The following is a 25,935-nucleotide window of genomic DNA, read 5'->3' as shown; positions in this document are numbered from 1 at the left end:
CGCTGCTGTTGAGTACCTGCGCCTTCAAGGTGTCGTACGCCGTACTCGTGGTCGTCTCGGCCGTGTCGACGTGGAGATAGAAGGTGAGGGCGGCGCTCGTGCAACCGGCCGGGATGGTCACCGACTGGGCGACGGTGTCGGTGTGGGCGGAACCGTAGCCGTTCAGCCAGGCCTTGTAGGCGCCGGTGCGGGCGGCCTCGCCGGTGTCGTTGGTGATGACACCACTGGTCGTGGTCCACGAGGTGCTGCCCGACTCGAAGCCGGGGTTGGCGAGGAGCTGGGCCGCGGTGCAGGTGCCGCCGCCGCCCCCTCCGCCATCACTGCCGCCTGCGCCCGCGAGCCACTCGGTGGCATTGAGGGCGAGGGCGGCATTGGTGGCACCGGTGTCGTTCCAGCCGTCGTAGAGCGTGTTGCCGGACTGGCCCGTGCCGTCGTCGATCGGCGAACTGTCGCCCCAGAACGCCACCCGGCCGCTGCCGAAGGTGCTGGTGGCGAAGAACGCCCCCGTGTTGCCCGAGTAACCGCTGCGGTAGAGCAGGCCCTTGACCGCCGAGTTGTCGGCGGGCTTCAGCGTGGCCGTGGTGCCACTGGCGATCAGGCTCTTGGTGACCGTGCCGAACGAACCGTGCAACACCGCGTTCGTACTGTCCGAGATCGCCGCGGGGTATCCCGAACTGATGCTGAGCGAGTCGATGGAGAACCCGAACGGATCGCTGCTGTCGACGCTGTTGTTCGACATCAGGTCGTTGAGGATCTCGACCGCGTCCTCGCCGTCGTTGTTGCGGTCGGCACCGGTGTGATCGGAGATCATGAACAGGCCGCCGCCGTTCTTCACGAACGTCATGATGGCCGTCTTCTCGGCCGTCGTGAACAGCGTGTTCGGCTCCGGAAGCACCAGCGTGTCGAAGTTCGACAGATCCGTCGCCGTCGAGCCGCCATAGGCCAGACTTGAACCCGAAGGCAGCGTCTTGAGGCTGTAATCGCCTGTCTTCTGCAGGGCCACACCCCACGAGGACAGCGCACCGGTCCAGTCCGTCTCCGCGGACGGCGAGGAGTCCTGACCCAGCGGATCGGGCTGACTCGTGGAGACGATCCAGTCCGCGTTGCCCGCCGTCTCGGCATGCGCGTTGTCGAACAGGACACGATGCGTGGCCGCCGCACGCGCCGGAGCCGCAGCGGCCCCCTGAACGGCAGCGCCCGTGGCGAGCAGACCGAACACAGCCAGAGCGGTGGAGAGTCTGTGGCGGGATCTTCTGAATCCGTGCATCCGACGTACCTCCGTGAGGGGTGGGGAGAGGTCTTGCGGGCGCCAAGTCTCCGCGCGTAGAACGACAGTTGGCCGTCCTCAGGGCGACAGATTGTTGAACTGTACATGGCAGAACGAGCCCTGAACAGGAGCTGAACGCGCCCCATACCGAACCGTGGAAGGCGCAACGGACTGGCTTCGCGCCACGGGGGCACCCTCTTAGCTGCGGGGAACCTGACGAAGAGGGGTGGAAATGGAGATCTCGGGCATCATCAGTGCCATCGTCATCGGCATCATCATCGGTGTCCTCGGCCGACTCGTCGTGCCGGGGCGTCAGCGCATCGGCATCCTCTGGACGATCGTCGTAGGCATCGTGGCCGCGTTCATCGGCGCGGGCATCGCGGCCGCGTTCGGCGTGGCCGACACCAAGGGCATCGACTGGATCGAGTGGCTCATCCAGATCGGCCTGGCCGCACTGGGTGTCGCCGCCCTGGACCGCTCGAAGGCGCGCCGCTGACGGGCGGGGCCTGACCTGACGGATTGTGTCACCGACGAGCCGGGACGGAGGGGTGCGCCGCTGGTGGGGCGGTGCGGGACGGCACAGGACGCAAAACGAGTCGGCACGGCGGACCGGATGGGCTGGGTCTCGGGTCGGACGGAGGTGGGTGCGCCGCGCGAGGGGCGGTGCGCCGTGCGCGTCGGTGCACCGTCCTCGGTGGTGCGGCACCCGGGGTGGTGCGGCGTTAATTCTCTTGCCGGTCGTACGGCGATGCCGCTAGGTTCTGCGGGTTTCGCCCCGCAGCCCAGCCACTCGGAGACACCTTGCCACTGCGCATCACACCGCTGACCGATCCCGACGCCGCACCCTCCAGCCGCCGCCTGGCATGGCTGGCGTCCGGCACGGAGGGCGTTCCCGTCGGCTCCGCCTTTCTGCGGTTGTTCATGAAGGAAGGGCAGGAGCATCTCGCCGAGGTGGAAATCGCCGTACACCCGGCCGAACGACGGCAGGGCGTGGGCGGCCGGCTTCTGGACGCGGCCGTCGCCGTAGCCCGCGACGAGGCTCGGCGATCACTCGTCGCGCAGGCCGAAAAGGACTCCCCCGGCGATCTGTTCCTGGCTGCGCGCGGCTTTCGCAGGGTGCTGGCGCTGACGTACAGCCGCCTGCCGCTGCCCGAGGCCGATCTCGCCCGGATCGAGCAGATCGCCGAACACCCGCACCCCGGCTACGCGTTGACGCAGTGGGACGGCACCGTGCCGCCCGAACTCGCGCAGACCTTCGCCGACTCACGTCGCGCCATGGACGACATGCCGATGGAGGGGACCGACTACGGGACGGTCGTGTGGGACGTGGAGCGTGTCGTGTCGGCAGCCGAAGCCGTCGCGAAGCGCGGGGAGTTGCTTCACGTCATCGCCGCCGTGGACACCTCCGACGGCTCGATCGTGGGTTTCTCCGAGCTCGTCGTGCCGGGCGACGGCAAGGGCGACGGTCAGCACTACGGCACCGGGGTGCTGCCCGAGCACCGCGGCCACGGCCTGGGGCTGTGGATGAAGGCGGAGTCCATCCGCCGCGCCCGGCAGCAGCACCCCGAACTCGGCGGCCTGCTCACCGACACCGCCGACAGCAACGCCCCCATGCGCGGCATCAACGACACGCTCGGCTATCTGCCCACGTACAACGCGGTGGAGTACCAGCTCGACCTGTGACCCGGGCGAAGGCCCCGGTGCCGCACTGGCTGTAGGCGGAGCCGGCATTCCGCCTACAGCCTCCGGTCCTGTCGTGGAGGCTGCCCCCCGTTCAGGCCCGCCGACGCGGCTCCCCTCGGCAATCGGCGGGCCTGCCGCCTCCTCCGTGCGCCGGGCGCGGGAGTAACTGGCGCGACGGGAGGCAGTCCCCCTGGGGTGGCTTGTGCTGATGACCTCAGCATGACAGCACGCCACCCCGCGGAGCGGGGGCCGACCGGCCCACAACCGCGGCCCGTTCGGCCCCGGTTGGGGGCGAGCCGCAGGACGGCAACAGCCCGGCCGCCCTACCAATGGTGGCCAGGCGGCCGCCTGCGGCAAGCGCCGCGGTTCCGGCAACCCACTTGGACCCCCAAGCGACGGGTACCCGACTCAGGGGCCGGTCGGCGTCCGCCGCGCCCGCAGTCGAGTCGGCGGCTCCTCAGACGCGGCCATCACCTTGGCCGATGGACGATCCCGTATCCGCAGGGCAGATCTCCGTCAGACTCCAAACGGGCCGCCCGAAGTCCTCTGCCAGTAACCGATGTTGACGTTCCGTCAGGTCGATCAGGAAGACCACGGCGTCGGCGCCGGTCTCTTCGCATGTCGCGGCGACTTCCCGGACCTTTCCGCGGCTCAGGACTGTCCGCGAGGAGTACGGCAGGTGCATCTTCTTCGCCCCGCCGTTGGAGACACCTCGGCGCTGCACCACTCGTGCCAGTACCCGGGCACCACGCGCCGCCAGCAGGACGGCGGCCGCGTCCATGAGCGCGCCGAAGTCCTTCTGCTTGGCGGAGAAGTAGCCCACGACCACCACCCCGGCACCCGCGATCTCCACGGCCGCGGCGGACTGTTCGGCGCGCACCACGGGTGCGCGCCGGGTGGGCCGGCGCTCCCGTCTGCGGTTCCGGTGCATGCCGACACCGTAGACGTGCCGCTCCGGCGGTCACAGCTGTTTACCTGTGCGGCAGGGCTCAGGTCTTCGGCTGGGTGAAGCGGATGCTGTTGCCGAAGGGATCGCGCAGACCGCAGTCGATTCCGTACGGGCGCTCGGTGGGCTCCTCGGTGAACTCGACGCCCCGGCCCAGCAGGGTCTCGTACGTCTTGCGGCAGTCGTCCGTGCTGAAGATGAGCGAGCCGCCCGTGGCACCCTTGGTCACCAGCTCGCGGACCTGCTGTGCCGTCTCCTCCGACATCGCCGGAGGGCCCGGCTTCTCCAGCAGGATCTGGCGCTCCGGGTGTCCCGGGATGCTGATGGTGAGCCAGCGCATGAAGCCCATGTCGACGTCGGCGCTGACCTCCAGGCCGAGCTTGCCGACATAGAAGTCGAGGGCTTCGTCCTGGTCGAGGACGTAGATCTGTGAGTGTGTGATGGCGTTGAACATGTGCCTCACGCTACTGGCCGGACCGGACGAAAACTTATCCAAAACTGCTCAGCCGACGCATGTCGACGGGCGATGGCCGAGGCGCGGATGGTCAGGCTCTCGGTCGCATCCACGCCATCGTGAAGCACGTCGGGACGTCCGCGGCCGCCGCTTGCCTGCGGTATGTCCTCGGCGACCGGCCGACGATGTCGCGGAAGGTGCGGCTGAAGGTCCCCGGACTGCCGAAGCCCACCTCGTAGCAGATGTCCGTCACACTGCGGTCGGTCTCCCGCAGGAGGAACATCGCCCGCTCGACGCGCCTGCGCTGCAAGTAGCGGTGCGGTGTCTCGCCGAACGTGGACCGGAACGTGCGAGCGAAGTGCGCCGCCGACACATGGGCGATCCGCGCGAGCGCCGGAACGTCCAGCGGCTCCCGGTAGGCGCGATCCATCACGTCCCGTGCCCGAAGCATGCGGCGATTGGTCTCTTCCACGGCGCGGCTCACAGCGCCATCACACCACGGTTCCCCGCCCGTCGCGGCCCGCCCGGAACCCTCTCACCGATCGCCGGCCATCGCGGCCAGGCCGTCGTACGTGGACGGATACGCCGGGGACCAGCCCAGCTCGCGTTCGGCCTTCGCCGAGGAGACGCGCATGGTCGTGGTCATCATGGTGTGGGCGTACGACATGGGTTTCGTCAGCCACAGGGGGACGGTCATCGGCTTGGGCTGGCCGAACTGCCGGGCCACGGCGTGGACATGGGCGGCGAAACCCAGGGGTGTGCGGTCGGTGACGTTGTACGCCTGACCGGGGCGACCGTGGTCGACGGCGGCGGCCACCGCGCGCGCCGCGTCGGTGAGGTCGATCCACGGCAGGACGCGGCCGCGGTCGGCAGGCGCGGGGAGCTGCCGCTTGCGCAGCATCGGCAGGAGGGCGTCGGTGCCGCCCGGACCGTAGAAGAGGCCGAAGCGCAGCGCGATTCCTTCCAGTCCTTCGGCTGAGAAGGTGAGCTCCTCTTTGATGCGCATGCCCTCGATGTGCCGTTCGAGTTCGGCCGTGGTGCCGTGCGGGCCGAAGGCGTCGGTCTCCGTGAGGACGTGGTCACCGTGATCGCCGTATCCGTAGCCGAAGACCATCGACTCCGCGACGAAGCGTCGTGCGCCGGTGGCGCGGGCTGCCTCGATGAGGTGGGCGGTGCCCTCGATGCGCAGGACGTTGGTGGCGTGCATGTCGCGGTGGCGCATGGGCGCCTTGCGCAGGGCGGTGGCCGCGTGGATGACCGTGTCGAAGTGCTGCCCGTCGACGGCGCGCAGAGTTGCGTCGCGGTCCATCAGGTCGGCCTGGACGCCGTTGCCCGGGCCCCGGCCGAGACCGGTGACCTTGTGGCCCGCTTCGGTCAGGGCGTGGGTGATGTGGGTGCCGAGGACGCCGGTCGCGCCCGCGAGGAGGATGCTCTGGTTCGTCGTCATACCTGTGCGACGGAACGAGCGGCACGGGATGTGACATCGGGTCGCGCAAAGGTGCGCACAGATCCACCGACAGTGCAGCCGCCTAGGGGGCTTCGGGCGTGCGTACGTACGGCGTCGTGGTCGTCAGGGGTGCGAAGCCCAGGCGGGCCAGGATCGGGCGGCTCTGGTGGGAGGCGTCGACCTGGACGTAGCGGTAGCCGCGGTCCACGGCGACGCGGGCGCGGTGGGCGACGAGGGCGCGGTAGATGCCGCGGCCGCGCCAGGCTTCGACGGTTCCGCCGCCCCACAGACCGGCGAAGCGGGTGCCGGGTACGAGTTCCATGCGGGCCGCGCTGACCGGTGTGTCACCGGCGAGGGCCACGACGGCGACTACGTTGTCATCGTCGCCGGTGAGCTGGGCGAGCAGCTGGTGGCGCAGCCGGGTGCTGTCCGTGCCGAAGGCTTTCTCGTGGACGTCGGCCACGAGGTCGACGCCCGCGCGGTCGGTGACGGGCAGGAGGCTCACGCCGTCCGGCGGTTCGACGTCAAGTGTCAGGTCGCCCACCTCGGCGACCATCACCGTCTCCTCCGGTTCGGCGGTGAACCCGGCCGCCCGCAGGCGCCGCCCGAGGTCCTCCGGCTGGTCGTGCCCGTACAGCTTCCATTCGAACTCACGCCCGAGGTCGGCGTAGTACCGGATCTGCTCGGCGATCGCCGCGTCGGCGCCCGCCTCGTCCAGGTCGGACCAGACCACCCCGTTCCAGCCGTGCTCGGCGCCGACCTGGCGCACCACCTTGTCGACCCGCTCGATCCGGGCACCGGGCCCGTCGGGCCGGGCACCTTCTCGCATGTCCCGATCGAACAGAGCCAGTACCGCTACGTGATCCATGCGCTCACTCCACCATCAGTGGACGCGCACGGCAATGGCATTGCGCCGGGGCGGTGCCGCCCGACCGGCCCCGCCCCCTGCGTCACCCCAGGTCAGGAGCGGGTCAGTTGCGGGTCCACTGCTGGTTGGATCCGCCGTTGCACGACCACAGGTCGATCGCCGTTCCGTTCGCCGTGCCGTGGTTCACGGCGTCCAGGCACAGCCCGGAGATGTTGTTGGTGATGGTCCCGTTGGTGTTGACGGTCCACTTCTGGTTGGTGCCGCCGTTGCAGTCCCACAGGACCGCCTTGGTGCCGTTGGCGGTGCCGCTGTTGTAGGCGTCCAGGCACTTGTTGCCGTAGACGACCAGTTCACCGCGCGCGGTGGAGGTGAAGGTCTGGTTCTGGCCGCCGCCGCAGTCCCAGAGTTCGGCCTGGGTGTTGTTGGTGATGGTGTTCTGGAAGAAGTCGAGGCAGCGCCCCGAGCCGGTGCCGACGATCGCCGTCCCGTTGGTGCCCGGGACGGCACGGACGGCCACCGCGTCGATGTCGGGCGCGGTGCCGGTCGCGGTCCCGAAGGTCACCGTGTTCGCCCCCTTGGCGAGATGGGCGAGGACGGAGACGGTGCGGTACGTGCTCGACGAACCCGTGGGCGGGAAGGCGAGCGTCTGCGTGTACTGGCCGTTGACCTTGAGTGTCGCCTGGCGGGCGGACGTGCCTGCGTTGGCGTAGGTGATGTCGAGGAGCTTCGTCCCCGCGGCGGAGGCGGAGACGCCGGTGAACGTCGGCGTCGTCGCGGTGGTGGTGTCCTCGTACGTCGTCCCGGAGCCCTCGGTGCCGGAGACGGTGAGCAGCACGCCTTCACCGGCGGGCACGGCGGCGGTGTAACTCGTCGCGTAGGAGCCGACGTTGGAGGCGGACCAGAGGTTGCGCACGGCGGCGGAAGCGGTGGTCAGCCCCATGTCCTGCCAGCGGGCGGTGATGTTGGCGGCGGCGGAGGTGCGGTTGAGCAGCAGGACCGCGCGTTTGCCGGTACCGGAGAGGATCTTGCTGTAGACCTGCAGGCCTCTGCTGTCCTCGGCGACCTTGACGCCCTGCAGTCCGCGCGCGTCCTGGTCGACGGCGATGACCTCGGAGTTGGTGAGGATCGAGGCGGTCGACGCGCTCATGGTGGCGAGGTTGTTGCCGGCGAGCAGCGGGGCGCCGGAGATGGCCCACAGGCCCATGTGGGTGCGGTTCTGGGCGGCACTGAGCCCGCTCATGCCGACGGTCATCATGTCCGGGTCGTTGTAGTAGCCGGTGTGCTGGGCGGCCGGGTGCAGCGCCTTGTCGAAGTTGGCCAGGATGTTGGACATCGTGGGGTTGCTGGGCCAGTAGACGATGTCGGTGCTCGTGCGCCACATGGCGCCTGTGCCCGCGGCCCAGTTCCACGGCTTGCCCGTGCCCCACTCGCACAGCGACAGGACGAGCGGACGTCCGGTGACGGCGGTCGCGGCGGTGTTGGCGTCGCGGATCGCCTTGTACGTCGACTCCTGGTCGAGGCCTTCGGCGTCGCCGCCGCACCAGTCGATCTTGAGGAAGTCGAAGCCCCAGTTCTGGAAGGTCTGCAGGTCCTGCTGGTTGTGGCCCTCCATCCCGGTGTTGGGCGCGGCGGGCGTGCCCTCCGGGGTCGGGTAGTAGTAGCCGCAGCCGTTCTTGCCGGCGTCGGTGTAGATGCCGGCCTTGAGTCCCTTGCTGTGGATGTAGTCGGCGATGGCCTTCATGCCGCCGGGCCACTTGGCGGTGTCGACGCTGATGTTGCCGCTGCTGTCGCGGGCGCCCTCCCACCAGCCCTCGTCGATGTTGACGTACTTGTAGCCCGCGGCGGCCATGCCGGAGGAGGCGAGGGCGTCGGCCTGGGCCTTGATGGTGTTGTAGTCGATGTCGCTGGCGAAGCTGTTCCAGGAGGCCCAGCCCATCGGGGCCGGGGCGACCGCGGTCTGGCTGGTGCTCACCGCGGCCGGCTCGATGCCGAGTGGGGCGGTGGTGCGGCCGAGACCTGTCAGTCCTGCGAGGGCGAGGCCGAGGACGGCGCACCGGACGGCGGCACGGCGCAGGAGGCGTCTGAGGCGGGGGGTGTTCCGGGGGGACATGCGGCTCTCCCTTGAGCGGCTTTGTTCGCAGACTCGAACAAAAGTCAACGAGACTCGCCACATAGCAGCGCTCCCATGAGAATCCGTCAAGTCCCGCTTCCATAAAGGGCGTTCGGCTTCGGTCACCTCTCGGCGCACATCCACGCATACGTCTCCGCGCATCCATACGCACACCTCCGCACGCATCCGTCCCCGCAGCTGCGCAGGGGCCCGGTCACCGCGTGCCGTCGGGGATCAACTACCTTCCTGAAGGCACGTACACAGGTTCCGGGAAGAGGGAGAGGACATGCGGGAAGAGGCCATCGTCCAGGCCGCGGAAGGCGTCCATCTCGTGCACGGCAGCAACACGAACTGGATCGTCCTGTCCGAGGGCGGCGCCGTCACCCTGATCGACACGGGCTACCCCGGCGACCGCGCCGAGGTCCTCGCGTCGCTGAAGGCTCTCGGCCACGCGCCCGAAGCCCTGGCGGGCGTGCTGATCACGCATGCGCACAACGACCACCTCGGTTCGGCCGAGTACCTCAGCAGCACCTACGGCGTCCCCGTCCATCTCCACGAGGAGGAACTCCCGCACGCGCGCCGCGAGTTCCTGCACCAGGTCACCGTCGGCCGGGTGCTGCGCGAGGCCTGGCGGCCCGGAGTGCTGCCGTGGGCGGTGCACGCGCTGCGGTCGGGCGGCAAGACGGACGTCCGCATGACACGTCCCGCGCCCTTTCCCGCCCCCGGGCCGCTCGATCTGCCCGGCCGACCGGTGCCGGTGCACACGCCGGGGCACACGGCGGGCCACTGCGTCTACCACCTGCCGGACGCCGGCATCGTGATCTCCGGGGACGCCCTGGTCAGCGGCCACCCCACCGCACGCACCCGCGGACCGCAACTGCTGCCGGCCATGTTCGACACCGAGCGCGCGGCCGCCCTCGCGTCACTCGCCCGTATCGAGTCCCTCGCCGCGGACGTGCTGCTGCCGGGGCACGGCGCGGTGCACCGCGGTTCGGTGCGCGAGGCCGCCCAGCGCGCGCGGGAACTGGCTAGCTGACCGCCCCGACTCCCCCGGCGCCCGGCTGGACCGCCGCGAGATAGGAGCGCAGCGCGTCCCGGTTGCGGGCCAGGCAGTCGATGCGGCTCTGGATGCGGTCGATTTCCTCGCGCAGCAACGCGGCGGTCTCCGGGGTGAGGCACTCGGGATGGAGATGGATCTCGCCGGGGTCCGACAGGAACGGCAGAATGGCGCGGATGATCTCGGTGGTCAGGCCGGAGTCGAGCAGTCCGCGCAGCTGCCGTACGCACCCGACCGCCGACTCGCCGTACTCCCGGTAGCCGTTCTCGGCGCGCTCGGGGTGCAGGAGGTTCTGTTCCTCGTAGTAGCGCAGCATCCTGGTGGGGACGCCTGTGCGGCGCGACAGTTCACCGATCTTCATGGCTCTCCACGGGCTTGCGGTGGCGTTCCGGGATGCTGCTTGCCTTCACACTGATGTGAAGGTTCCAGCATGGTGCCATGTCCACCGCACCTACGGCCAAGGGCACCGCCTTGCGCCACACCTCCGCACTGCCGTGGCCCGGGCTGCTCGCCCTGTCCACGGCGGCCTTCACGGCCGTCATGACAGAACTGCTCCCGGCGGGACTGCTGCCGCGGATGGCGCCGGCCCTGGGCGTCTCCGAGGGGCGCGTCGGGTTTCTCGTGACCGGTTACGCGCTTGCCTCCTTCCTCGCCGCGGTGCCGCTCACGGCCGTGCTGCGCGGACTGCCGCGCCGCCGGGTGCTGATCGGCACTCTTGTGGGCTTCGCCTGCTGCAACGCCGTCACGGCGCTCTCCACGTCGTACGCGCTGACCTTCGCCGCCCGGCTCGCGGCCGGCGTCATGGGCGGCACGCTGTGGGCGATGCTCGTCGGCTACGCGGCCCGCATGGTGCCCGCCGAGCGGCGCGGCCGGGCGATCGCCGTCGTCCTCGCGGGCATCACCCTCGCCCTGTCCCTGGGCGTTCCCGCCGGCACCGTGCTCGCCGGCGCCCTGGGCTGGCGCGCCGCGTTCGCCCTGCCGGCCGTGCTCGCCGCCCTGCTCGTGGTCTGGGTGCGGTGGCAGGTCCCGGACTTCCCCGGCGAGTCGGCCGGCACGCGCGTACCGCTGCGCCGTGTCGCCGCCCTCCCCGGCATCGCACCCATCCTGTCGGTCACACTCTTTCTGCTGCTGGGCCATCAGGTGATGTACACGTACGTGGGCCCGTTCGCGAAGCATGTGGGGTTCGACCACACCGGTCTCGTCCTTGTGGTGTTTGGGCTCGCCACCGTCGTCGGGATCTGGATCGTCGGCATCCTGGTCGACGCGCATCTGCGGCCCACCCTGCTGGCGACGCTCGCGGTGATCGCCGGGGCAATGCTCACGCTCGGTCTCGCCGCGCGCAGTCCCGCCGTCCTGCTGGGCGCGGTCGCCCTGTGGGGCGCGGCCTTCGGCGGGGCGCCGACCCTGATCCAGACCGCCCTGATCGACGCCTCCGGTCCCGTCCACGCGGACCTGGCGACCTCGCTGCAGACCACGGTCTACAACACGGGCATCGCGGCGGGGTCGTTCGCGGGCGGCCTCGTCCTGGAGGGGGCGGGGGCGGCGGGTCTCCCCTGGACGGCGCTGCCGCTGGTCGCGGGCACGCTGGGTGTCGTGCTCGCCGGGCGTCGTCGGGCGTTTCCGGCGCGCCGCCCCGTCGAGGATCAGGCGCCGGACGCGCCCTCGGCGGACATTCCCGCACCCTCCCTTCCAAGCGGGTACATGCCTCCACTTGACGCAGGAGGGCCAGAGGAGCACAGTCGTACATATACGTCGTAAACATACAACGTCAGCACCACGGTTCACGCAGTGACTCACGAGGGGAGCCTCGTCCCATGACGCACGGGGATGCGGCCTCTGTCTCCACCGATCCGACTCCGGTGGAGCGCCACCCCTCGCTGCTCACCAGCGTGCCCACCACGACCTTCATCCTCGCTCCGAGGCTGCGCCGGGTCGGCCCGGCGTCGGCGATCTCCTTGCTGCCGGTCCCCGACGCCACCACCCGCGCACCCTCGGAGCCCCGGGTCACGGTCGCTGCCCACGCGGCCGAACGTCCCGTTCTGCCGCCGTCCTGAGCGGGGTGGCCACCGTGAATGCGAAGTCGTCCCGTGCACGGACCGTCAAGGGTCCGTCGACGGTCCTCGTCACCGGCGGAGCGGGCTTCATCGGCAGTCACGCGTGCGTCGAACTCCTCGACCACGGATACGAGGTGATCGTGGTCGACGACTACTCCAACGGCACACCGCAGGTCTACGCCAGGGTGGAGCGGGTAGCCGGACGCTTCGTCGGTGCCGTCTACGAGCTGGACATCCGTGATCGGCGCGCCCTATCGGCCGTCTTCGACCGACACTCAGTGGACGCCGTCGTGCACTTCGCCGCGCACAAGGCCGTGGGCGAGTCGACACGGATGCCCGTCGAGTACTACGACACGAACGTCGGGGGCACCATCGCCCTGCTGTCCGTCATGCACGCCCATCAGGTGCACCAACTGGTGTTCTCGTCCTCCTGTTCCATCTACGGGGACGCGGGTCGCGGGGCACTCGACGAGGCGACGCCCGCCCGCCCCACCAATCCGTACGCGATGTCCAAGTGGCTCTGCGAACTGATCCTCACCGACGTCTGCCGCCGCTGCCCGGAGTTCGCCGTGCTCTGCCTGCGCTACTTCAACCCGGCCGGCGCCCACCCCAGCGGGCTGCTGGGTGAGGACCCGCGGGGCACGCCCGACAATCTGATGCCGTACGTGGCACAGGTGGCCATCGGCCGCCGGGAGCGGCTGAGCGTGTTCGGCGGCGACTACCCGACGCCCGACGGAACGGCGATCCGCGACTACCTCCACGTCGTGGACACCGTCGAGGCACACCGACTGGCCCTGGACCACCTCGCCGACGGGCCGGGCCTGCGGGTGTTCAACCTCGGCGCGGGCAGGGGCAGTTCGGTACTCGAGGTCATCGACGCCTTCGGTGACGCGTGCGGCAGACCCCTGCCGTACGAGGTCGTCGGGCGCCGCCCGGGCGACGTGGCCGAACTCGTCGCCGACGCGAGCGCCATCGCCCGCGCCTGGGGCTGGCGTCCCGCCCGTGACCTCGCCGCCATATGCCGGGACTCCTGGCGCTTCCAGCAGCTCAACCCCGAGGGCTACGCCGGCTCCGCCCGGCGCCCGAACCCCAAGGAGTGACCGGGCCCCGCCTGCCACGAGATGCAGGCGTCCACCGCCGGTGCCTACGATCTACGAAGGGCCGGACCGAGCGGACGGCCCGGTGTCCTCCGACACGGGGAGGCGCGTGCCATTGCTGCGGGTGCACCGGCTGACGGCCATGTACGTCGTGCTGGTCTCGGTCGCCACGATCGTCTACATGACCGTCCCCACGGCCCGCGCGCCCCTGTGGGCCGTCATAGGACTTTCCGGCGTCCTCGCCCTGTCGACCGGCGTCGTCCTGCACCGCCCCGCGCACACATGGCCCTGGTGGCTGCTCGCGGGCGGACTGCTCACGTTCGCCGCGGGAGACACGTACTACAACGTCATGGAGCAGTACTTCAACGCGGCCAACCCCTTCCCGTCCCCGGCCGACGCGCTCTACCTCTCGACCTACCCACTCCTCGCCGCCGGGCTCTTCGGCCTCATCCGGTACCGATGGGTGGGCCGCGACCTGCCGAGCCTGCTGGACGCGTTGATCTTCACCGCCGGTCTCGCCCTGCCGGTGTGGGTGTTCCTCGTACAACCGCTCACGCAGGTGGAAGGCATGACCTGGCAGCAGCGCGCCATCAGCATCGCCTACCCGCTGGGCGACGTACTGGTGCTCGCGCTCCTGGCCTGTCTGCTCGCGCCCAGCCCCACACCCGGGCACATTCCCGCCGTGCACCTCCTCGTCCTCGGCACCGTGACGCTGCTCGGCTTCGACATCGCGTACGGGATTCTGCAGCTCAACGGGTCCTGGCAGGCCGGGACGCTGGTCGACTCAGGCTGGATCGTCTTCTACACGGCCTGGGGACTTGCCGCCCTGCATCCGTCGATGGTCGAGCTGACCGCCTCCGCACACCGGCGGCAGTCCCTGCTGCCACCACCACGCAGGCTGCTGCGGCTCACGGCGGCCACCCTGATCGCGCCGGGCATTCTGCTGTACGAGGGTCTGCAGGGCTCTGCCCAGGACGCGGCGGTCATCGCGATCTTCTCCGGTGTGCTCTTCCTGCTGGTGATCCTCCGCCTCACGGGCATGGTCGTGGCCCACCGCAAGGCCATGGCACGGGAACGGGCACTGAACACGGCGGCCGCCTCCCTCGTGTCAGCGATGCAGCTGGAGGAGATCGCCGAGACCTGCCATCGGGCGGTCGGCGCCCTGCTCGGGCCCAAGGTCCCGCACGGCACACTCCTGCTCCCGCCCGACCACGCATCCGGCCCGGCAACGAACCGATCACGCCTGGTGGCCTCCACCGAACTCGAACCAGCAATCGCCGCCCGGCTCGGCGACCCGCCGACCGCCCTCGTGTGCTCCATGAGCCCGACCGACCGTCCCTCGGGCGAAATACCGGGTCTGCTGCTGGCGGCGGGTCCCGAGAAGCAACTCGCCGAGACGCGCGGCACGCTGGAGATCCTGGCCTCACACGCGGGCCTGGCCATGGAGCGCATCGCACTGCGCCAGGAGATCATCCGGCAGGAGAGCGAGGCGTACTTCCGCACGCTGGTGCGCGACACCTCTGATGTCATCCTCATCGTCGAGGACGACAACACGGTGCGGTACGCCAGCCCGTCCGCGCAGGCCATGTTCGGTGCGGCGCAGCTCATCAACGCGCTCCTGCCGGATCTGGTGGACCCCCGCGATCGCGAGCGGGCGGCGCGCGCACTCGCGGCCATGCGAAGCGGAGGACAGCCCGAGACGCACGACCACTGGTGGATGCTGCGGGACGGCGTGCGCATCGAGGTCGAGGTGCGCTGCAGCAACCTGCGCGACGAGCGCACCGTGGGCGGGCTTGTCGTCACCCTGCGGGACGTGACCGAACAGCGCCGCCTGGAACAGGAACTGACACAGCGTGCCTTCCACGACTCGCTGACCGGTCTGCCCAACCGGACGCTGCTCCTGGAGCGAATCGAGCGCGCGCTGCTGCGCGGCCTGCGCGAATCGACACTCACCTGTCTGCTCTTCATCGACCTGGACGACTTCAAGCTGGTCAACGACACGTTGGGGCACTCGGCCGGCGACCACCTGCTGATCTCCGTCGGCGAACGGCTCTCGGAGACCCTGCGGCGCAGCGACACGGCGGCCCGCCTCGGCGGGGACGAGTTCGCCGTGCTGATGGAGGACGCGAAGGAACCGCTCGACGCCGAGCTGCTGGCGGCCCAGGTCATCCAGACCCTGAGCAGGCCGTTCAATCTGCCCGAGGAATCCGTGAGCGTCTACGCCAGCGTGGGCGTCGCCACGGCCCGGGACAGCACGGACGCGGAGGAACTGCTCAGCCATGCCGACCTCGCCCTCTACGCGGCGAAGGCGGCGGGCAAGCGCCAGTGGCGCCGCTTCCAGCCCCGGCTGCGGGTGCAGATGGTGGAGCGCCACGATCTGCAGGCCCGCCTCAACAGCGCCATCGCCGGCGAGGAGTTCGCGTTGCGCTACCAGCCGGTCGTGGACATCACCGCGGGCGAGGTCGTCGGCTTCGAGGCGCTGGCCCGCTGGCCGCGTGCCGCCCGGGACCCGGTCCCGCCGGAACAGTTCATCGCGCTCGCCGAGGAGACCGGGCACATCACCTCGCTGGGCGCCTGGGTCCTGGAGAACGCCACCGCCGACATCGTGGACCTGCAACGCCTGACCGAACCAGCCGCTTCGCCGTACATCAGTGTCAATGTGTCCGCCCGGCAGTTCCGGGACACCGGCTTCCTGGACCAGGTGCGCAAGGCGCTGGAGACGCCCGGTCTCGCCCCGGGGTCGCTGCAGCTGGAGCTCACCGAGACGGTGATGATGGGCCGGGACGCGCAGATCCAGGCGGTGCTGGCCTCGCTGAAGGACCTTGGGGTCCACATCGCGGTCGACGACTTCGGCACCGGCTTCTCCTCGCTGGGCTATCTGCGGGAGTTCCCCGTCGACGTACTGAAGATCGACCGTTCGTTCATCAGCGACATCACCCAGGACAGCCGGCAGGGCGCGCTCGTCGAGGGGATCGTCAACATCGCCGACTCGTTGGGCCTGGAGGTGATCGCAGAGGGGATCGAGGACTCCGCCCAACGGGATCTGCTGGCCGACATGGGTTGCAGGTTCGGGCAGGGCTATCTTTTCGCGCGGCCCATGACGGTGGAGCAGAGCGAGTTCCTGCTGCGGCAGCGCGACGGCACGCAGTTCGCGTCGGCGGCGGACGGGGCACCAGGCATCGCGGGGGCGAGAGGATCGCCCGGCGCCCGGCGGCGGGAGAGGATCTCGGTGGTCTCGGGCGGGGCCCGGCCCCCGGGCGCCCGCGGCGACCCGCGCTCGGGCGAGCTGGAACACCTGCGGCGGACCAGCCCCATGAGCGACGCGGTCCTCGACGAGGTGCGCGGCCGTCACATCCGCAGCGCGGACCACTGGCTGATCGACTTCGCCTCGTGCAACTACCTCGGATTCGACTGGGATCCGGAGGTCATCGAGGCGATCGAGCCCGCCGTGCGCACGTGGGGCACGCATCCGAGCTGGTCACGGCTGATCGGCAGTCCGCGCCTGTACCCCGACATCGAGGAGCGGCTCGCCGCTCTCCTCGGTGCACAGGACACCCTTCTGCTGCCCACCGCGACCCTCATCCACGCCTCCGTGATCCCTGTGCTGGCGGAACGCGGACATGTCTTCGTCGAGGCGACGGCTCATCGGACCGTGTACGACGGCGCGCTCGCCGCCCGGACACGGGGCGCGACGCTGCAGCGCTTCCACGCGGAACGGCCCGACGAGCTGGACGCGATGCTGCGCTCCCTGCCCCGGTCCTCGCCGCGTCTGGTGTGTCTGGACGGTGTCAACAGCATGAGCGGGAACATCCCCGACCTGCCACGACTGGCCGACATCTGCCGGGGCCGGGGCGCCACGCTGTACATCGACGACACGCACGGCTTCGGCGTCATCGGCCAGCGCGGGCCGCACGAGTTGTCTCCGTACGGAATGCGCGGCAACAGTGTCGTCCGGCACACGGGCGAGACCTACGACGGCATCGTGCTCGTCGGCGGCTTCTCCAAGGCGTACTCGTCGCTGCTGGCCTTTCTCGCCCTGCCACCCGCTCTCAAGGACCGCCTCAAAACGGCCGCGGCGCCCTACCTCTACTCGGGCCCCTCGCCCACGGCGTCCCTGGCCACGGCACTGGCCGGGCTGGATGTCAACGACCGTCGTGGGGACGTCATCCGGGCCGAGCTGCACCGCAAGACCGCCCGGGTGCTCGGACACCTGCACACGCTCGGAGTGGACACCCTCAACACGGACGGACTGCCGATCATCGAGATCCCCCTGGCGAAGGCGTCCGATCTCGACGCGGTCGCCCGGTTCCTGTGGGACGAGGGCATCTACGTGACCTTGGCCGCCCACCCGCTCGTGCCTCGCGACCGGGTCGGCTTCCGCGTCCAGATCACGGCCCTCAACTCCGAGGAGGACATCGACCGGCTCACCGTCACGCTCACCCGGCTCTCCGAACGCTTCGCGCTGCGGCCGGGGAGCTGACTTCGGTATGCCGACCCTCAACGACGACGTGGACTGGGACAGTTGGCCGGTCGCGGACTATCTCGCGGAGAACTACCGCGAGCTGCACCCCTGCGACGCCGCCGTCATCGCCCACCACTCCGCGTTCTACCGCCGTCTCGCCCCGGACAGCATCGAGCGCTCCGTCGAGTTCGGCGCCGGGCCGAACCTGTACCCGCTGATGCTCGCCGCTGCCGCGAGCCGCCGCATCGACGCCGTCGAGGCCGGCGCCGCGAACGTCGCCTATCTGCAAAGGCAGTTGAACCGGGCCCCCGAGGCGAGCTGGCTCCCGTTCTACACGCACTGCCGAAACCTCAACCCGGATCTGCCGACGACGCTGGCACGAGCACTGTCACGCGTCCTCGTCGTCCACCAGGACGTCCGGGCTCTGCCGTCCGGCGGATACGGTCTCGCCTCCATGCACTTCGTCGCCGAAGGCGTCACCGAGGACTTCGCGGAGTTCACGGAGTTCTGCCGGCGCTTCGCCCGCTCCGTCGTACCGGGCGGGCACCTGGTCGCCGCCTTCATGGAGAACATGCCCACCTACCGAATCGGCCCGGCATCGAAGTGGCCGGGCTGCCCGGTGAACCCGGACGTCATCACCGAGGTGTTCACCCCCCTCACGCAGCAGCTCGCGGTGACCCGCATCGACGCCGACCCGACCCTGCCGGACTACGGCGACTCCGGCATGGTGCTGCTCACCGCGGTCTCGGCGTCGCCTTCTGCAGGGTGAGCGCCGTCTCGACGAGCGCGATGTGACTGAACGCCTGTGGTGCGTTGCCCAGTTGACGGCCCTCGACCGGATCCCACTGCTCCGAGAGCAGTCCGACGTCGTTGCGGATCGACAGAACCCGCTCGAACACGTCGTACGCCTCATCCACGTCACCGATCGCGGCCAGTGCCCGCGCGTACCACAGCGAACACGCCACGAACGCGCCTTCCCGGCCGGGGGCACTGTCGTCGCACGCGAACCGGTGCATGAACCCGTCGCGCCGCAGCGCCCCCATGGCACGCACCGTGTCCCGCACCCGTGGGTCGGCGGCCGGCAGGAAGCCGAGGCTGGGCATGAGCAGGGCCGCGGCGTCAAGGGCGGACGAGTCATAGGCCTGGACGAACGACCGCTGCCCGGCGTCCCAGCCTCGCAGGCACACCTCCCGCCCCACCTCGTCGCGCATGGAGTGCCAGGTGCCCGGCACCTCGGCTCCGAGCCGTTCCCCCAGCGCGAGCGCACGGTCTGCGGCCACCCACACCATGACCTTCGAGTGGACGAACTGCCGTGCGGGACCGCGTACTTGCCACAGTCCCTGATCGGGGTCCTGCCAGTGCATCTGGAGGAAGCACATCAGGTCCTTCACCAGGCACCACACATGTTCGGGCAGCGGGATGCCCGACCGCTGCGACAGCCAGAGCGCGTCCAGCACCTCGCCGTACACATCCAGCTGGAACTGGCCCATCGCGGCGTTCCCGAACCGCACCGGGCGTGATCCCTCGTAGCCGGGCAGCCAGGGGGCTTCCGTCTCCGGCAGCAGCCGCTGGCCCGCCACGCCGTACACGGCCTGGAGTTCGGCGGGATCACCGGCGATGGCGCGGACGAGCCAGTCGAGCCAGGCCGCCGCCTCCTCCCGATAGCCACTGCGCAGGAGGCAGGAGAGGGTGAGGGTGGAATCACGCAGCCAGCAGAAGCGGTGGTCCCAGTTGCACTCTCCTCCGATACGTGCGGGAAGCGAGCTGGTGGGAGCCGCGATGATGCCGCCTGTGGGTGCGTAGGTGAGCGCCTTGAGGGTGATCAGGGAGCGCACCACCGACTCTCGCCACGGGCCCTGGTAGCGGCACTGTGCGGTCCAGTGCCGCCAGAAGTCCCCGGTCTCCTTCAGCGCCGTGTCCGGGGGTACGCAGAAGGGGGCGGGCAACTCCGTCAGATGCGAGGGCGCCCAGACCAGCGTGAGGGCCAGCCGGCGCCCGGCGGTGACGGTGAAGTCGTACACCGTGGACTCCTCGTCGCCGGCTTCCTCTACCGGGCCGTCGGCGCCCAGCCAGACCGAGTCGGGTCCGGCGACGGCGACGGTGCAGTTGTCGGTGACGCGGGTCCAGGGAGCCACCCGGCCCTGGTGGAAGCGCAGCCGCAGGGTGCTGCGCATGGGTACGGCACCGGTGAGTCCCTCGACCACCCGTACCAGGCAGGGCAGTTGGGTACGCGGGGGCATGAAGTCCGTCACCCGCACCGTCCCCGACGCGGTCTCCCACTCCGAGTCCAGGACGAGCGTGTCCGAGCGGTAGGAGCGGCGCGTGCACACGGTGCCGCCCGCGGGGGAAACCCGCCAGAAGCCGTTGTCCGGCGCGCCGAGCAGCGCGGCCAGACAGGCCGGCGAGTCGAAGCGCGGCAGGCACAGCCAGTCGACGGACCCGTCCCTGCCGATCATGGCAGCGGTTTCCAGGTCGCTGAGGAGGGCGTAATCCTCGATGGGTCTACTCATGATCGGATTACGCCGTCGTGCACTTGGCCGCTTCTCCACGGTACGCCCGTTTCGGGTGCCTGGCGCTGACGGTTCGGAGCGACTGCGCGGTCGGCCTGCGGGCCCTTGGGAAACTCGTCGCCGGGCCCGCTAGGCGAAGCGGTCGAGGAGGGCGTCCAGACCGGCGGCCAGACCCTCCGGGCCGCCGTGCTCGGCGAGGGCCGGGGCGGCCTCGCGGAGCCGGGGGAAGTCCTGCGACGGCATGCGGTGCAGGCCGAGGCGGAAGGCGGGCTCGGACTCCTCGGGGTTGTCCACCATGGCGCGCAGCTCCACCGACACGTAACCGAGGAGCCAGGCGGTGAAGGCCCGGAAGACGGCCGCGGCGCGGTTCTCGTCGAGGCCGGCCTCTTCGAGCAGAGCCAGGACGCGTTCATGGTCGCGCAGGACGGCCTCGGGGCGCCGTGCCAGCGGAACGGCGAGCATGCGGGTGGCGAGCAGCGGCACGACCTCGGGGTGGGCGAGGGCGACTTCGTAGGTCGCGAGCGCGATGCGCTGCAGCCCGGTGCGCCATTCGGGGGCCGCCGCCGTGGGGCGCGCGGTCCGGGGCGAGGGCTCGCCGGGCGCGGAGTCCAGACGGTCCTCCAGTTCGAGGTAGAGGGCCTCGACGAGACCGTCGAGCAGGGCGTCCTTGCTGGGGGCGTACCGGTACAGGGCCATCGCCTCCACGCCGAGCTCCGCCCCCAGGCGGCGCATGCTCAGCGCCGACAGCCCCTCGCGGTCGACCAGCTCCAGCGCGGCCGCCAGTACGCGTTCGCGACTCAGCCGGCCGTATCGGCCGCGGTCGCTGGCGCGTCGGGCCGGACCGGAACCCTGCTCCTTCGCCATGTCTCGCCTCCAGAAATGAGTCTGGGCCACATCACCGCGGGCGGGGCCCTTTGTCCCGGACGTGTTCCCCGCCGCTTGACTGCATGCGGCAACCGGGGCAAGGTGTACGTATACGGTGTAAATATACAGCAATAGAGGACGACACCGTCGGGACACCCCCAACCGCTCCGGAAGCGGGGGAGCACTGAGATGACAGTCCATCGGTCCCACATCCCGCGCGTGCCCTTCGCCGTGACCGAGATCAGCCCGGAAGCCCGGCGGGCAGCCGAGCGCGTTCTCGCCTCGGGATGGGTGACCACCGGACACGAGACGGAACTCTTCGAGCAGGAGTTCGCCTCCTATGTCCGGGCCGGTCATGCCGTCGGGGTGAGTTCCTGCACAGCGGCACTCGAACTGGCGCTGCGCGCTCTGCGGCTGCCGGCCGGCGGCCGCGTGCTGATCCCGACGGTGACGTTCTGCGGCGCGGCCCAGGCGATCCTGCACGCCGGGCTTCGTCCGGTGCTGGTGGACGTCGATCCGCGCACGGGGATGCCCACCGCGGCCACGGTCGCCGAGGCGTCCCGGGCCTGCGGATGCGCCAACGCGATGATCGTCCTGCACTTCGCGGGGGCTCCGGCGCCGGTCGCCGAGCTGGCCGAGGCCGCCCGGCTCCCGCTGTCGCTGGTCATCGAGGACGCCGCGCACGCCCTCGGGACGTCGGTGGGCGACCACCCCGTCGGCGCTCTCTCCGCGGCGGCCTGCTTCAGCTTCTACGCCACCAAGAACCTGCCCATCGGCGAGGGCGGCATGGTGACCACGGACGACGAGAGCATCGCCGGACGCATCCGCCGCGCACGCCTGCACGGTATGTCCGCCGACGCCTGGCGCCGCGACCTGCCGGGCGCCGACTGGCGCTACACGGTCGAGGACGCTGGCCTGAAGGCCAACATGACGGACGTGCAGGCCGCCATCGGGCGCGCCCAGCTGCCCCACGTCGCCGACTGGCAGGGGCGGCGCCACGCGGCAGCCGACCGGTACGCGGTCGGTCTGGACGGCATCCCCGGGATCGAACCCCTCGACGTCCCCACCCGCGGCACACATGCCCGGCACCTCTATCCGGTGCGGGTCCTGGAGGAGTACGGGACCGGGCGCGACGAACTGATCGAGCGGCTCGCGGAGTGCGGGATCGGCACGTCCGTCCACTTCATCCCGCTGCACCGCATGCCGTACTTCCGCCGGTCCACGACCCTGCCGCCGGGAGGTCTGCCCGGAGCCGACGAACTGTTCCCCCAACTGCTCTCGCTGCCTTTGTACCAGGGCCTCACCGCGGACATGGTCGACCAGGTCTGCTCCGAGCTTGCCCGGCTCGCCCGACCACACCGCAGTGCACCGTCCGCTCCGAACCCGCGGCGGCCCGAGGAACTGCGCACCCTCGTGATCGGCGCCGGGGAGGCGGGGCAGGCACTCGCCCGCGACCTGGCGCGGACCCCCGAGTTCGGGCTGGCCCCGGTGGGTTACCTCGACGACGACCCGGTCAAGCAGAGCGCCGGGAGCATCGGGGACCTGCCCGTCCTGGGGAACCTGGAAGACACCAAGGCGGCCGCGCTCGAACACCGGATCGACGCGGTGGTCGTGGCCATCCCCGGGTTGAGCCCGGAGCGGTTCCGGGAGGTGGCCGAGGCCGCCGAGGCCACGGGGGCGAGCGTGCGCTACCTCCCGTCCTTCATCGCCGCCCTGCGCCGGGACGTGGCGGGCAGCGACATGCGCGCGCTGGACGTGCACCAGCTGATCGGCCGCAACGAGATCCATGTGGTCAGCCCCGAGGCCCGCTCCACGGTCGCCGGACGCCGGGTCCTGGTGACCGGGGCCGGGGGGTCCATCGGAAGCGAACTGTGCCGGCAGGTCCGTGCCTTCGGCCCGAGCCGGCTCTTCCTGCTCGACCACGACGAGTCGAACCTGCACCGGTTGCAACTGGAGCTGTACGGCGACGCGCTGCTCAGCGACGACATCGTGATCTCGGACATCCGTGACCGGCCCCGCATCGACCAGATCTTCCGCGAGCTGCGACCCGAGGTCGTCTTCCACGCGGCCGCCCACAAGCACCTCCCGCTGCTCGAACGCCATCCCTGCGAAGGCGTGAAGTCGAACGTGATGGGGACACAGCACCTGGTCCGCGCCGCGGCGGCGTGCGGCACCGAGCGGTTCGTGCTCATCTCCACGGACAAGGCGGCCGATCCCGTCTCGGTGCTCGGCGCGACGAAACGCCTGGCCGAACTCATCGTGCAGGAAGCCCAGCAAAGCGCCCCCGCCGGGACGGTGTTCACCGCCGTCCGCTTCGGCAATGTGCTGGGCAGCCGCGGCTCGTTGCTGTCCGTCGTGGCCGAACAGCTGGGCTCGGGCGGCCCGGTGACGGTCACCCACCCGGACGTGACGCGGTTCTTCATGACCATCGAGGAGGCCGTCGGTCTTGTCCTGGAGGCGGCCCGGATGGCCGAGGGCGGTGAGGTGTTCGTCCTGGACATGCACGATCCGGTACGGATCGTGGACCTGGTCCGCAAGTTCGCCCAGTCGGTCAACGTGCCGGACGTGGACATCCGCTTCACCGGCCTGCGCCAGGGCGAGAAACTCAACGAGACGCTGTTCTCCCGGCACGAGAGCCACACCCGCACGTCGCATCCGCAGATCCTCGCTGCGACGCCCTCCCGACGCCGCAACGGCCGCGGGGCCCTGTCGGAGCGGCTCCCGGGCCTCTACGCCACGGCGCAGCACAACGACGCCACTGCCGTACGCCGGGAGCTGGCCGGCCTTCTCCCGGGCTTCCCGGCATCAGCCGCGTCGCCGCCGCACACCGCCATGACCGCCCCTTACCCGGACGGCTTCTGATGTCCGCGCGGCGCTCGTGGCCCGCGTGGCCGCCACGGCCGAGGCCGGCGACACCTCGGAGGCGGCGCCACGTCGTGCGCACCCTGATCGTCTGCGGGCTGACGGCCGTGCTCGCCCTGGCCGGACTGGTCGTCGGCGGAGTCTGGTGGGGAACGGACCACTACGGCGACCAGGTCGCCAGGATTCCGCACGCCTTCCCCAGCGGCCCTCGCCCGCACAAGCCGCCGGGCAACACCGGAGGCACCACCTTCCTGCTCGCGGGTGTCGACCGCCGCTCGGACAAGCCGACCACCGGCCGTGATGCCCAGACGGCACTGTGGCAGTACGGCGCACAGCGCAGCGACACGCTGATGCTGGTGCACTTCAGCGCCGACGAGCGCCGGGCCGACATCGTGTCGATACCGCGCGACAGCTGGGTTCCCATCCCCGGCCACGGATCCGCGAAGATCAACGCCTCCTTCTCGTGGGGCGGACCGGCCCTCCTCGTGCAGACCGTCGAGCAGCTCACCGGCGCCCGTATCGACCACTTCGGCATCGTCGACTGGTACGGCTTCAAGTCCCTCACCGACGCGGTCGGCGGCGTACCGATCACCGTCCACGAGAACTCGTACGACTCCGAGCAGCATCTCGGCTTCAAGACCGGCACCCACACCATGAACGGCACGGAGGCCCTGTCGTACGTGCGACAGCGCCACGGTCTGCCCGGCGGTGAGCTGGACCGCATCCGACGCCAGCAGCAGTTCCTGCGCAGCCTGGTGGGCGAGATGCGCGGCGAGATCAGCGTCACCAATCCGCTCGGCATCGCCAGAATGCTGGACACGATCACCCGCACGGTGAGCGTCGACGACAACATGTCCAACGCCGATCTGCGCGACCTCGTCCTCGGCCTGCGCCATCTCAACACCTCCGACGCCCACTTCGGCATCGCGCCGATCGTGCATCCGCAGATGATCCGGGGGCAGTACGCGCTGATCCTCAACCGGGAGAAGCTGCGGGCGCATTGGCGTGCGGTCGAGACGGGAGACCTGTCATGAACGGGCGTCGGCCGATGTCCGGTGACTCCACGGCACTCTCTGCGGGCTCCGAGGAGTTCGTCGTCGGCCCGCAGTCACGCAGGCGTGTCCTGGTCATCGGTCAGCTGGACGGTTTCGGCAACAGCCTCAAGCCCGTCGCGATCGCGCGGTTCCTGCGGGAACGCGGGCATGAGGTGCGGTTGGTGGACACATCAGGACTCAGCAGGGCCTCCACCTCGGCCGGGTTCCGCGGAAAGCTGCCGGCCCCCGACGCCGGGAAGATCGCCCTGTACGTGAACGAGGTGCTGTCGATGCTGATCAGGCGCTACGGAGGTCGGAGCAGACACTTCCTCTCGTACTACACCCTCGTCGCGGACCAGCGCATTCGCCGCGCCGTTCTGCGGCGCGCGCTGCCCCTCGACGATTTCGACCTGGTCATCTGCGAGACCCCGAACAACGCCTGGGTGCTGACAGCCGCCACCAAGAGCCACACGATGTACGACTGCCCCACGCCCTGGGCGGACGACGTCCACCTCCAGGGCAAGGTGACCGAGCGGCAGCACGTCCGGCTCCGTCAACGGGAGATCCGTCTCTGCGAGAGCGTCGACCATCTGGCGTTCCACTGGGAGTCGTACGCCCGATACGCGAGGGAGCAGTACGGTCTCAGCGGCCGGAACCTGATGACACTGAACTTCGGCTGCACACCTGCCGACCCCTCCCTGCGGGCCAGGTTCGAGGATCCGCCGCGCATCGTCTACCTCGGCCACCTGGGCCTTCGCTTCATCGACCTTCCCCTCCTGGCACGGCTCTCCGCGCTGTACCCGATCGACGTGTACGGAGGTCCGCCGCCCGATCCGAAGCTGGGGCTGCGGTACCTCGGCTACGGCACACCCGACAGCCTGCGGAACTACCAGATGGGCCTGATCACCTGCAGTCAGGATCTGTTGATGAAGGAGGGGTTCTCGGCCAAGCACCTGACGTACCTGGCGCATGGGCTGCCCGTCCTCGTCCCGGCATGGCGGCGCAATGTCGACGTCCTGCGCGGCACGGTGACCTACACCGAGGCGACCTTCCGCCAAGTGGTCGACGGGCTCGGTGACAGGGCACTGTGGCAGGCGAAGAGCGACGAAGCGTACGAGCAGGCACATCACCTGTCCTGGGACCGGACGCTTCTCCCCCTGGACTCCTTGTTGCAGCGCGTGCCTCGCGTCGATCGACCGCCCTGCCCGGTCGGCGGATGA

General features: G+C 70.1%; 21 protein-coding genes. 11 read left to right on the top strand and 10 right to left on the bottom strand.

The window, feature by feature from the left end; genetic code table 11:
- Positions 1–1,267, bottom strand: a 1,267-nt coding sequence (locus tag ACN6LB_RS28390; RefSeq protein ID WP_445028364.1) for a hydrolase, incomplete at its 3' end; no start/stop codon positions are given.
- A gap of 232 nt (positions 1,268–1,499) precedes the next feature.
- Here ACN6LB_RS28390 and ACN6LB_RS28385 point away from each other — a divergent pair.
- On the top strand, positions 1,500–1,763 hold the full coding sequence (locus ACN6LB_RS28385; protein WP_356135466.1) for a GlsB/YeaQ/YmgE family stress response membrane protein: 264 nt from the start codon (positions 1,500–1,502) through the stop codon (positions 1,761–1,763).
- 305 nt (positions 1,764–2,068) lie between these two features.
- Positions 2,069–2,950 (top strand): GNAT family N-acetyltransferase, encoded by an 882-nt coding sequence (locus ACN6LB_RS28380; protein ID WP_445028363.1) that lies wholly within the window; start codon positions 2,069–2,071, stop codon positions 2,948–2,950.
- Between the two features lie 457 nt (positions 2,951–3,407).
- Here the strand turns inward: ACN6LB_RS28380 and ACN6LB_RS28375 are convergent, their stop codons facing one another.
- From ACN6LB_RS28375 to ACN6LB_RS28350, 6 genes are all read right to left on the bottom strand, one after another.
- Complete coding sequence (locus ACN6LB_RS28375) at positions 3,408–3,881, bottom strand: HflX-like GTP-binding protein (RefSeq protein WP_445028362.1); 474 nt, start codon at positions 3,879–3,881, stop codon at positions 3,408–3,410.
- A 58-nt stretch (positions 3,882–3,939) separates the two neighbouring features.
- Complete coding sequence (locus tag ACN6LB_RS28370; RefSeq protein ID WP_356135472.1) at positions 3,940–4,350, bottom strand: VOC family protein; 411 nt, start codon at positions 4,348–4,350, stop codon at positions 3,940–3,942.
- 91 nt (positions 4,351–4,441) lie between these two features.
- Positions 4,442–4,801 (bottom strand): helix-turn-helix transcriptional regulator, encoded by a 360-nt coding sequence (locus ACN6LB_RS28365; RefSeq protein WP_356135474.1) that lies wholly within the window; start codon positions 4,799–4,801, stop codon positions 4,442–4,444.
- Positions 4,802–4,885: 84 nt separating this feature from the next.
- Positions 4,886–5,797 (bottom strand): NAD-dependent epimerase/dehydratase family protein, encoded by a 912-nt coding sequence (locus ACN6LB_RS28360; protein WP_445028361.1) that lies wholly within the window; start codon positions 5,795–5,797, stop codon positions 4,886–4,888.
- Positions 5,798–5,879: 82 nt separating this feature from the next.
- On the bottom strand, positions 5,880–6,665 hold the full coding sequence (locus ACN6LB_RS28355) for a GNAT family N-acetyltransferase (protein ID WP_445028360.1): 786 nt from the start codon (positions 6,663–6,665) through the stop codon (positions 5,880–5,882).
- A gap of 103 nt (positions 6,666–6,768) precedes the next feature.
- Entirely contained in the window at positions 6,769–8,775 is a 2,007-nt protein-coding gene (locus ACN6LB_RS28350; protein WP_445028359.1) for an RICIN domain-containing protein, read from the bottom strand.
- Between the two features lie 286 nt (positions 8,776–9,061).
- Here ACN6LB_RS28350 and ACN6LB_RS28345 point away from each other — a divergent pair, with 286 nt between their 5' ends.
- Positions 9,062–9,811 carry an MBL fold metallo-hydrolase gene (locus ACN6LB_RS28345; protein WP_445028358.1) on the top strand — a complete coding sequence of 250 codons (750 nt, stop codon included), beginning with the start codon at positions 9,062–9,064 and terminating at the stop codon, positions 9,809–9,811.
- Here the strand turns inward: ACN6LB_RS28345 and ACN6LB_RS28340 are convergent.
- The gene (locus ACN6LB_RS28340; RefSeq protein WP_356135484.1) at positions 9,804–10,193 is read right to left on the bottom strand and encodes a MerR family transcriptional regulator; all 390 of its coding nucleotides are present in this window, start codon (positions 10,191–10,193) and stop codon (positions 9,804–9,806) included. The two genes, ACN6LB_RS28345 and ACN6LB_RS28340, sit on opposite strands and share 8 nt — an antisense overlap.
- A 77-nt stretch (positions 10,194–10,270) precedes the next feature.
- On the opposite strand from ACN6LB_RS28340, the gene ACN6LB_RS28335 reads away from it, so the two are divergent.
- The 5 genes from ACN6LB_RS28335 to ACN6LB_RS28315 all read left to right on the top strand — a co-directional run bounded on the left by ACN6LB_RS28335 (position 10,271) and on the right by ACN6LB_RS28315 (position 18,214).
- Complete coding sequence (locus tag ACN6LB_RS28335; RefSeq protein ID WP_445028357.1) at positions 10,271–11,590, top strand: MFS transporter; 1,320 nt, start codon at positions 10,271–10,273, stop codon at positions 11,588–11,590.
- Positions 11,591–11,646: 56 nt separating this feature from the next.
- On the top strand, positions 11,647–11,886 hold the full coding sequence (locus ACN6LB_RS28330; protein ID WP_445028356.1) for a hypothetical protein: 240 nt from the start codon (positions 11,647–11,649) through the stop codon (positions 11,884–11,886).
- A 14-nt stretch (positions 11,887–11,900) separates the two neighbouring features.
- Positions 11,901–12,986, top strand: coding sequence for a UDP-glucose 4-epimerase GalE (gene galE / locus ACN6LB_RS28325; protein ID WP_445028355.1), 1,086 nt, complete (start codon positions 11,901–11,903; stop codon positions 12,984–12,986).
- A 139-nt stretch (positions 12,987–13,125) separates the two neighbouring features.
- On the top strand, positions 13,126–17,463 hold the full coding sequence (locus ACN6LB_RS28320) for an aminotransferase class I/II-fold pyridoxal phosphate-dependent enzyme (protein WP_445028366.1): 4,338 nt from the start codon (positions 13,126–13,128) through the stop codon (positions 17,461–17,463).
- Positions 17,464–17,470: 7 nt separating this feature from the next.
- On the top strand, positions 17,471–18,214 hold the full coding sequence (locus tag ACN6LB_RS28315; RefSeq protein WP_445028354.1) for a class I SAM-dependent methyltransferase: 744 nt from the start codon (positions 17,471–17,473) through the stop codon (positions 18,212–18,214).
- Here ACN6LB_RS28315 and ACN6LB_RS28310 read toward each other — a convergent pair.
- On the bottom strand, positions 18,180–19,955 hold the full coding sequence (locus ACN6LB_RS28310; RefSeq protein WP_445028353.1) for a glycoside hydrolase family 15 protein: 1,776 nt from the start codon (positions 19,953–19,955) through the stop codon (positions 18,180–18,182). The two genes, ACN6LB_RS28315 and ACN6LB_RS28310, sit on opposite strands and share 35 nt — an antisense overlap.
- Before the next feature lie 129 nt (positions 19,956–20,084).
- Positions 20,085–20,819 (bottom strand): TetR/AcrR family transcriptional regulator, encoded by a 735-nt coding sequence (locus tag ACN6LB_RS28305; protein WP_445028352.1) that lies wholly within the window; start codon positions 20,817–20,819, stop codon positions 20,085–20,087.
- Positions 20,820–21,008: 189 nt separating this feature from the next.
- On the opposite strand from ACN6LB_RS28305, the gene ACN6LB_RS28300 reads away from it, so the two are divergent.
- From ACN6LB_RS28300 to ACN6LB_RS28290, 3 genes are all read left to right on the top strand, one after another.
- Complete coding sequence (locus ACN6LB_RS28300) at positions 21,009–23,681, top strand: polysaccharide biosynthesis protein (protein ID WP_445028351.1); 2,673 nt, start codon at positions 21,009–21,011, stop codon at positions 23,679–23,681.
- Between the two features lie 74 nt (positions 23,682–23,755).
- A complete protein-coding gene (locus ACN6LB_RS28295; RefSeq protein WP_445028350.1) occupies positions 23,756–24,715 on the top strand; it encodes an LCP family protein in 960 nt (319 codons plus the stop codon).
- The gene (locus ACN6LB_RS28290) at positions 24,712–25,935 is read left to right on the top strand and encodes a hypothetical protein (RefSeq protein ID WP_445028349.1); all 1,224 of its coding nucleotides are present in this window, start codon (positions 24,712–24,714) and stop codon (positions 25,933–25,935) included. The genes ACN6LB_RS28295 and ACN6LB_RS28290 overlap by 4 nt, the downstream gene beginning before the upstream one ends.

Source organism: Streptomyces sp. SAS_270, assembly GCF_052543295.1.
The sequence above is the reverse complement of the archived record's forward strand: the minus strand, read 5'-3'. Positions and strand labels throughout refer to the sequence as shown.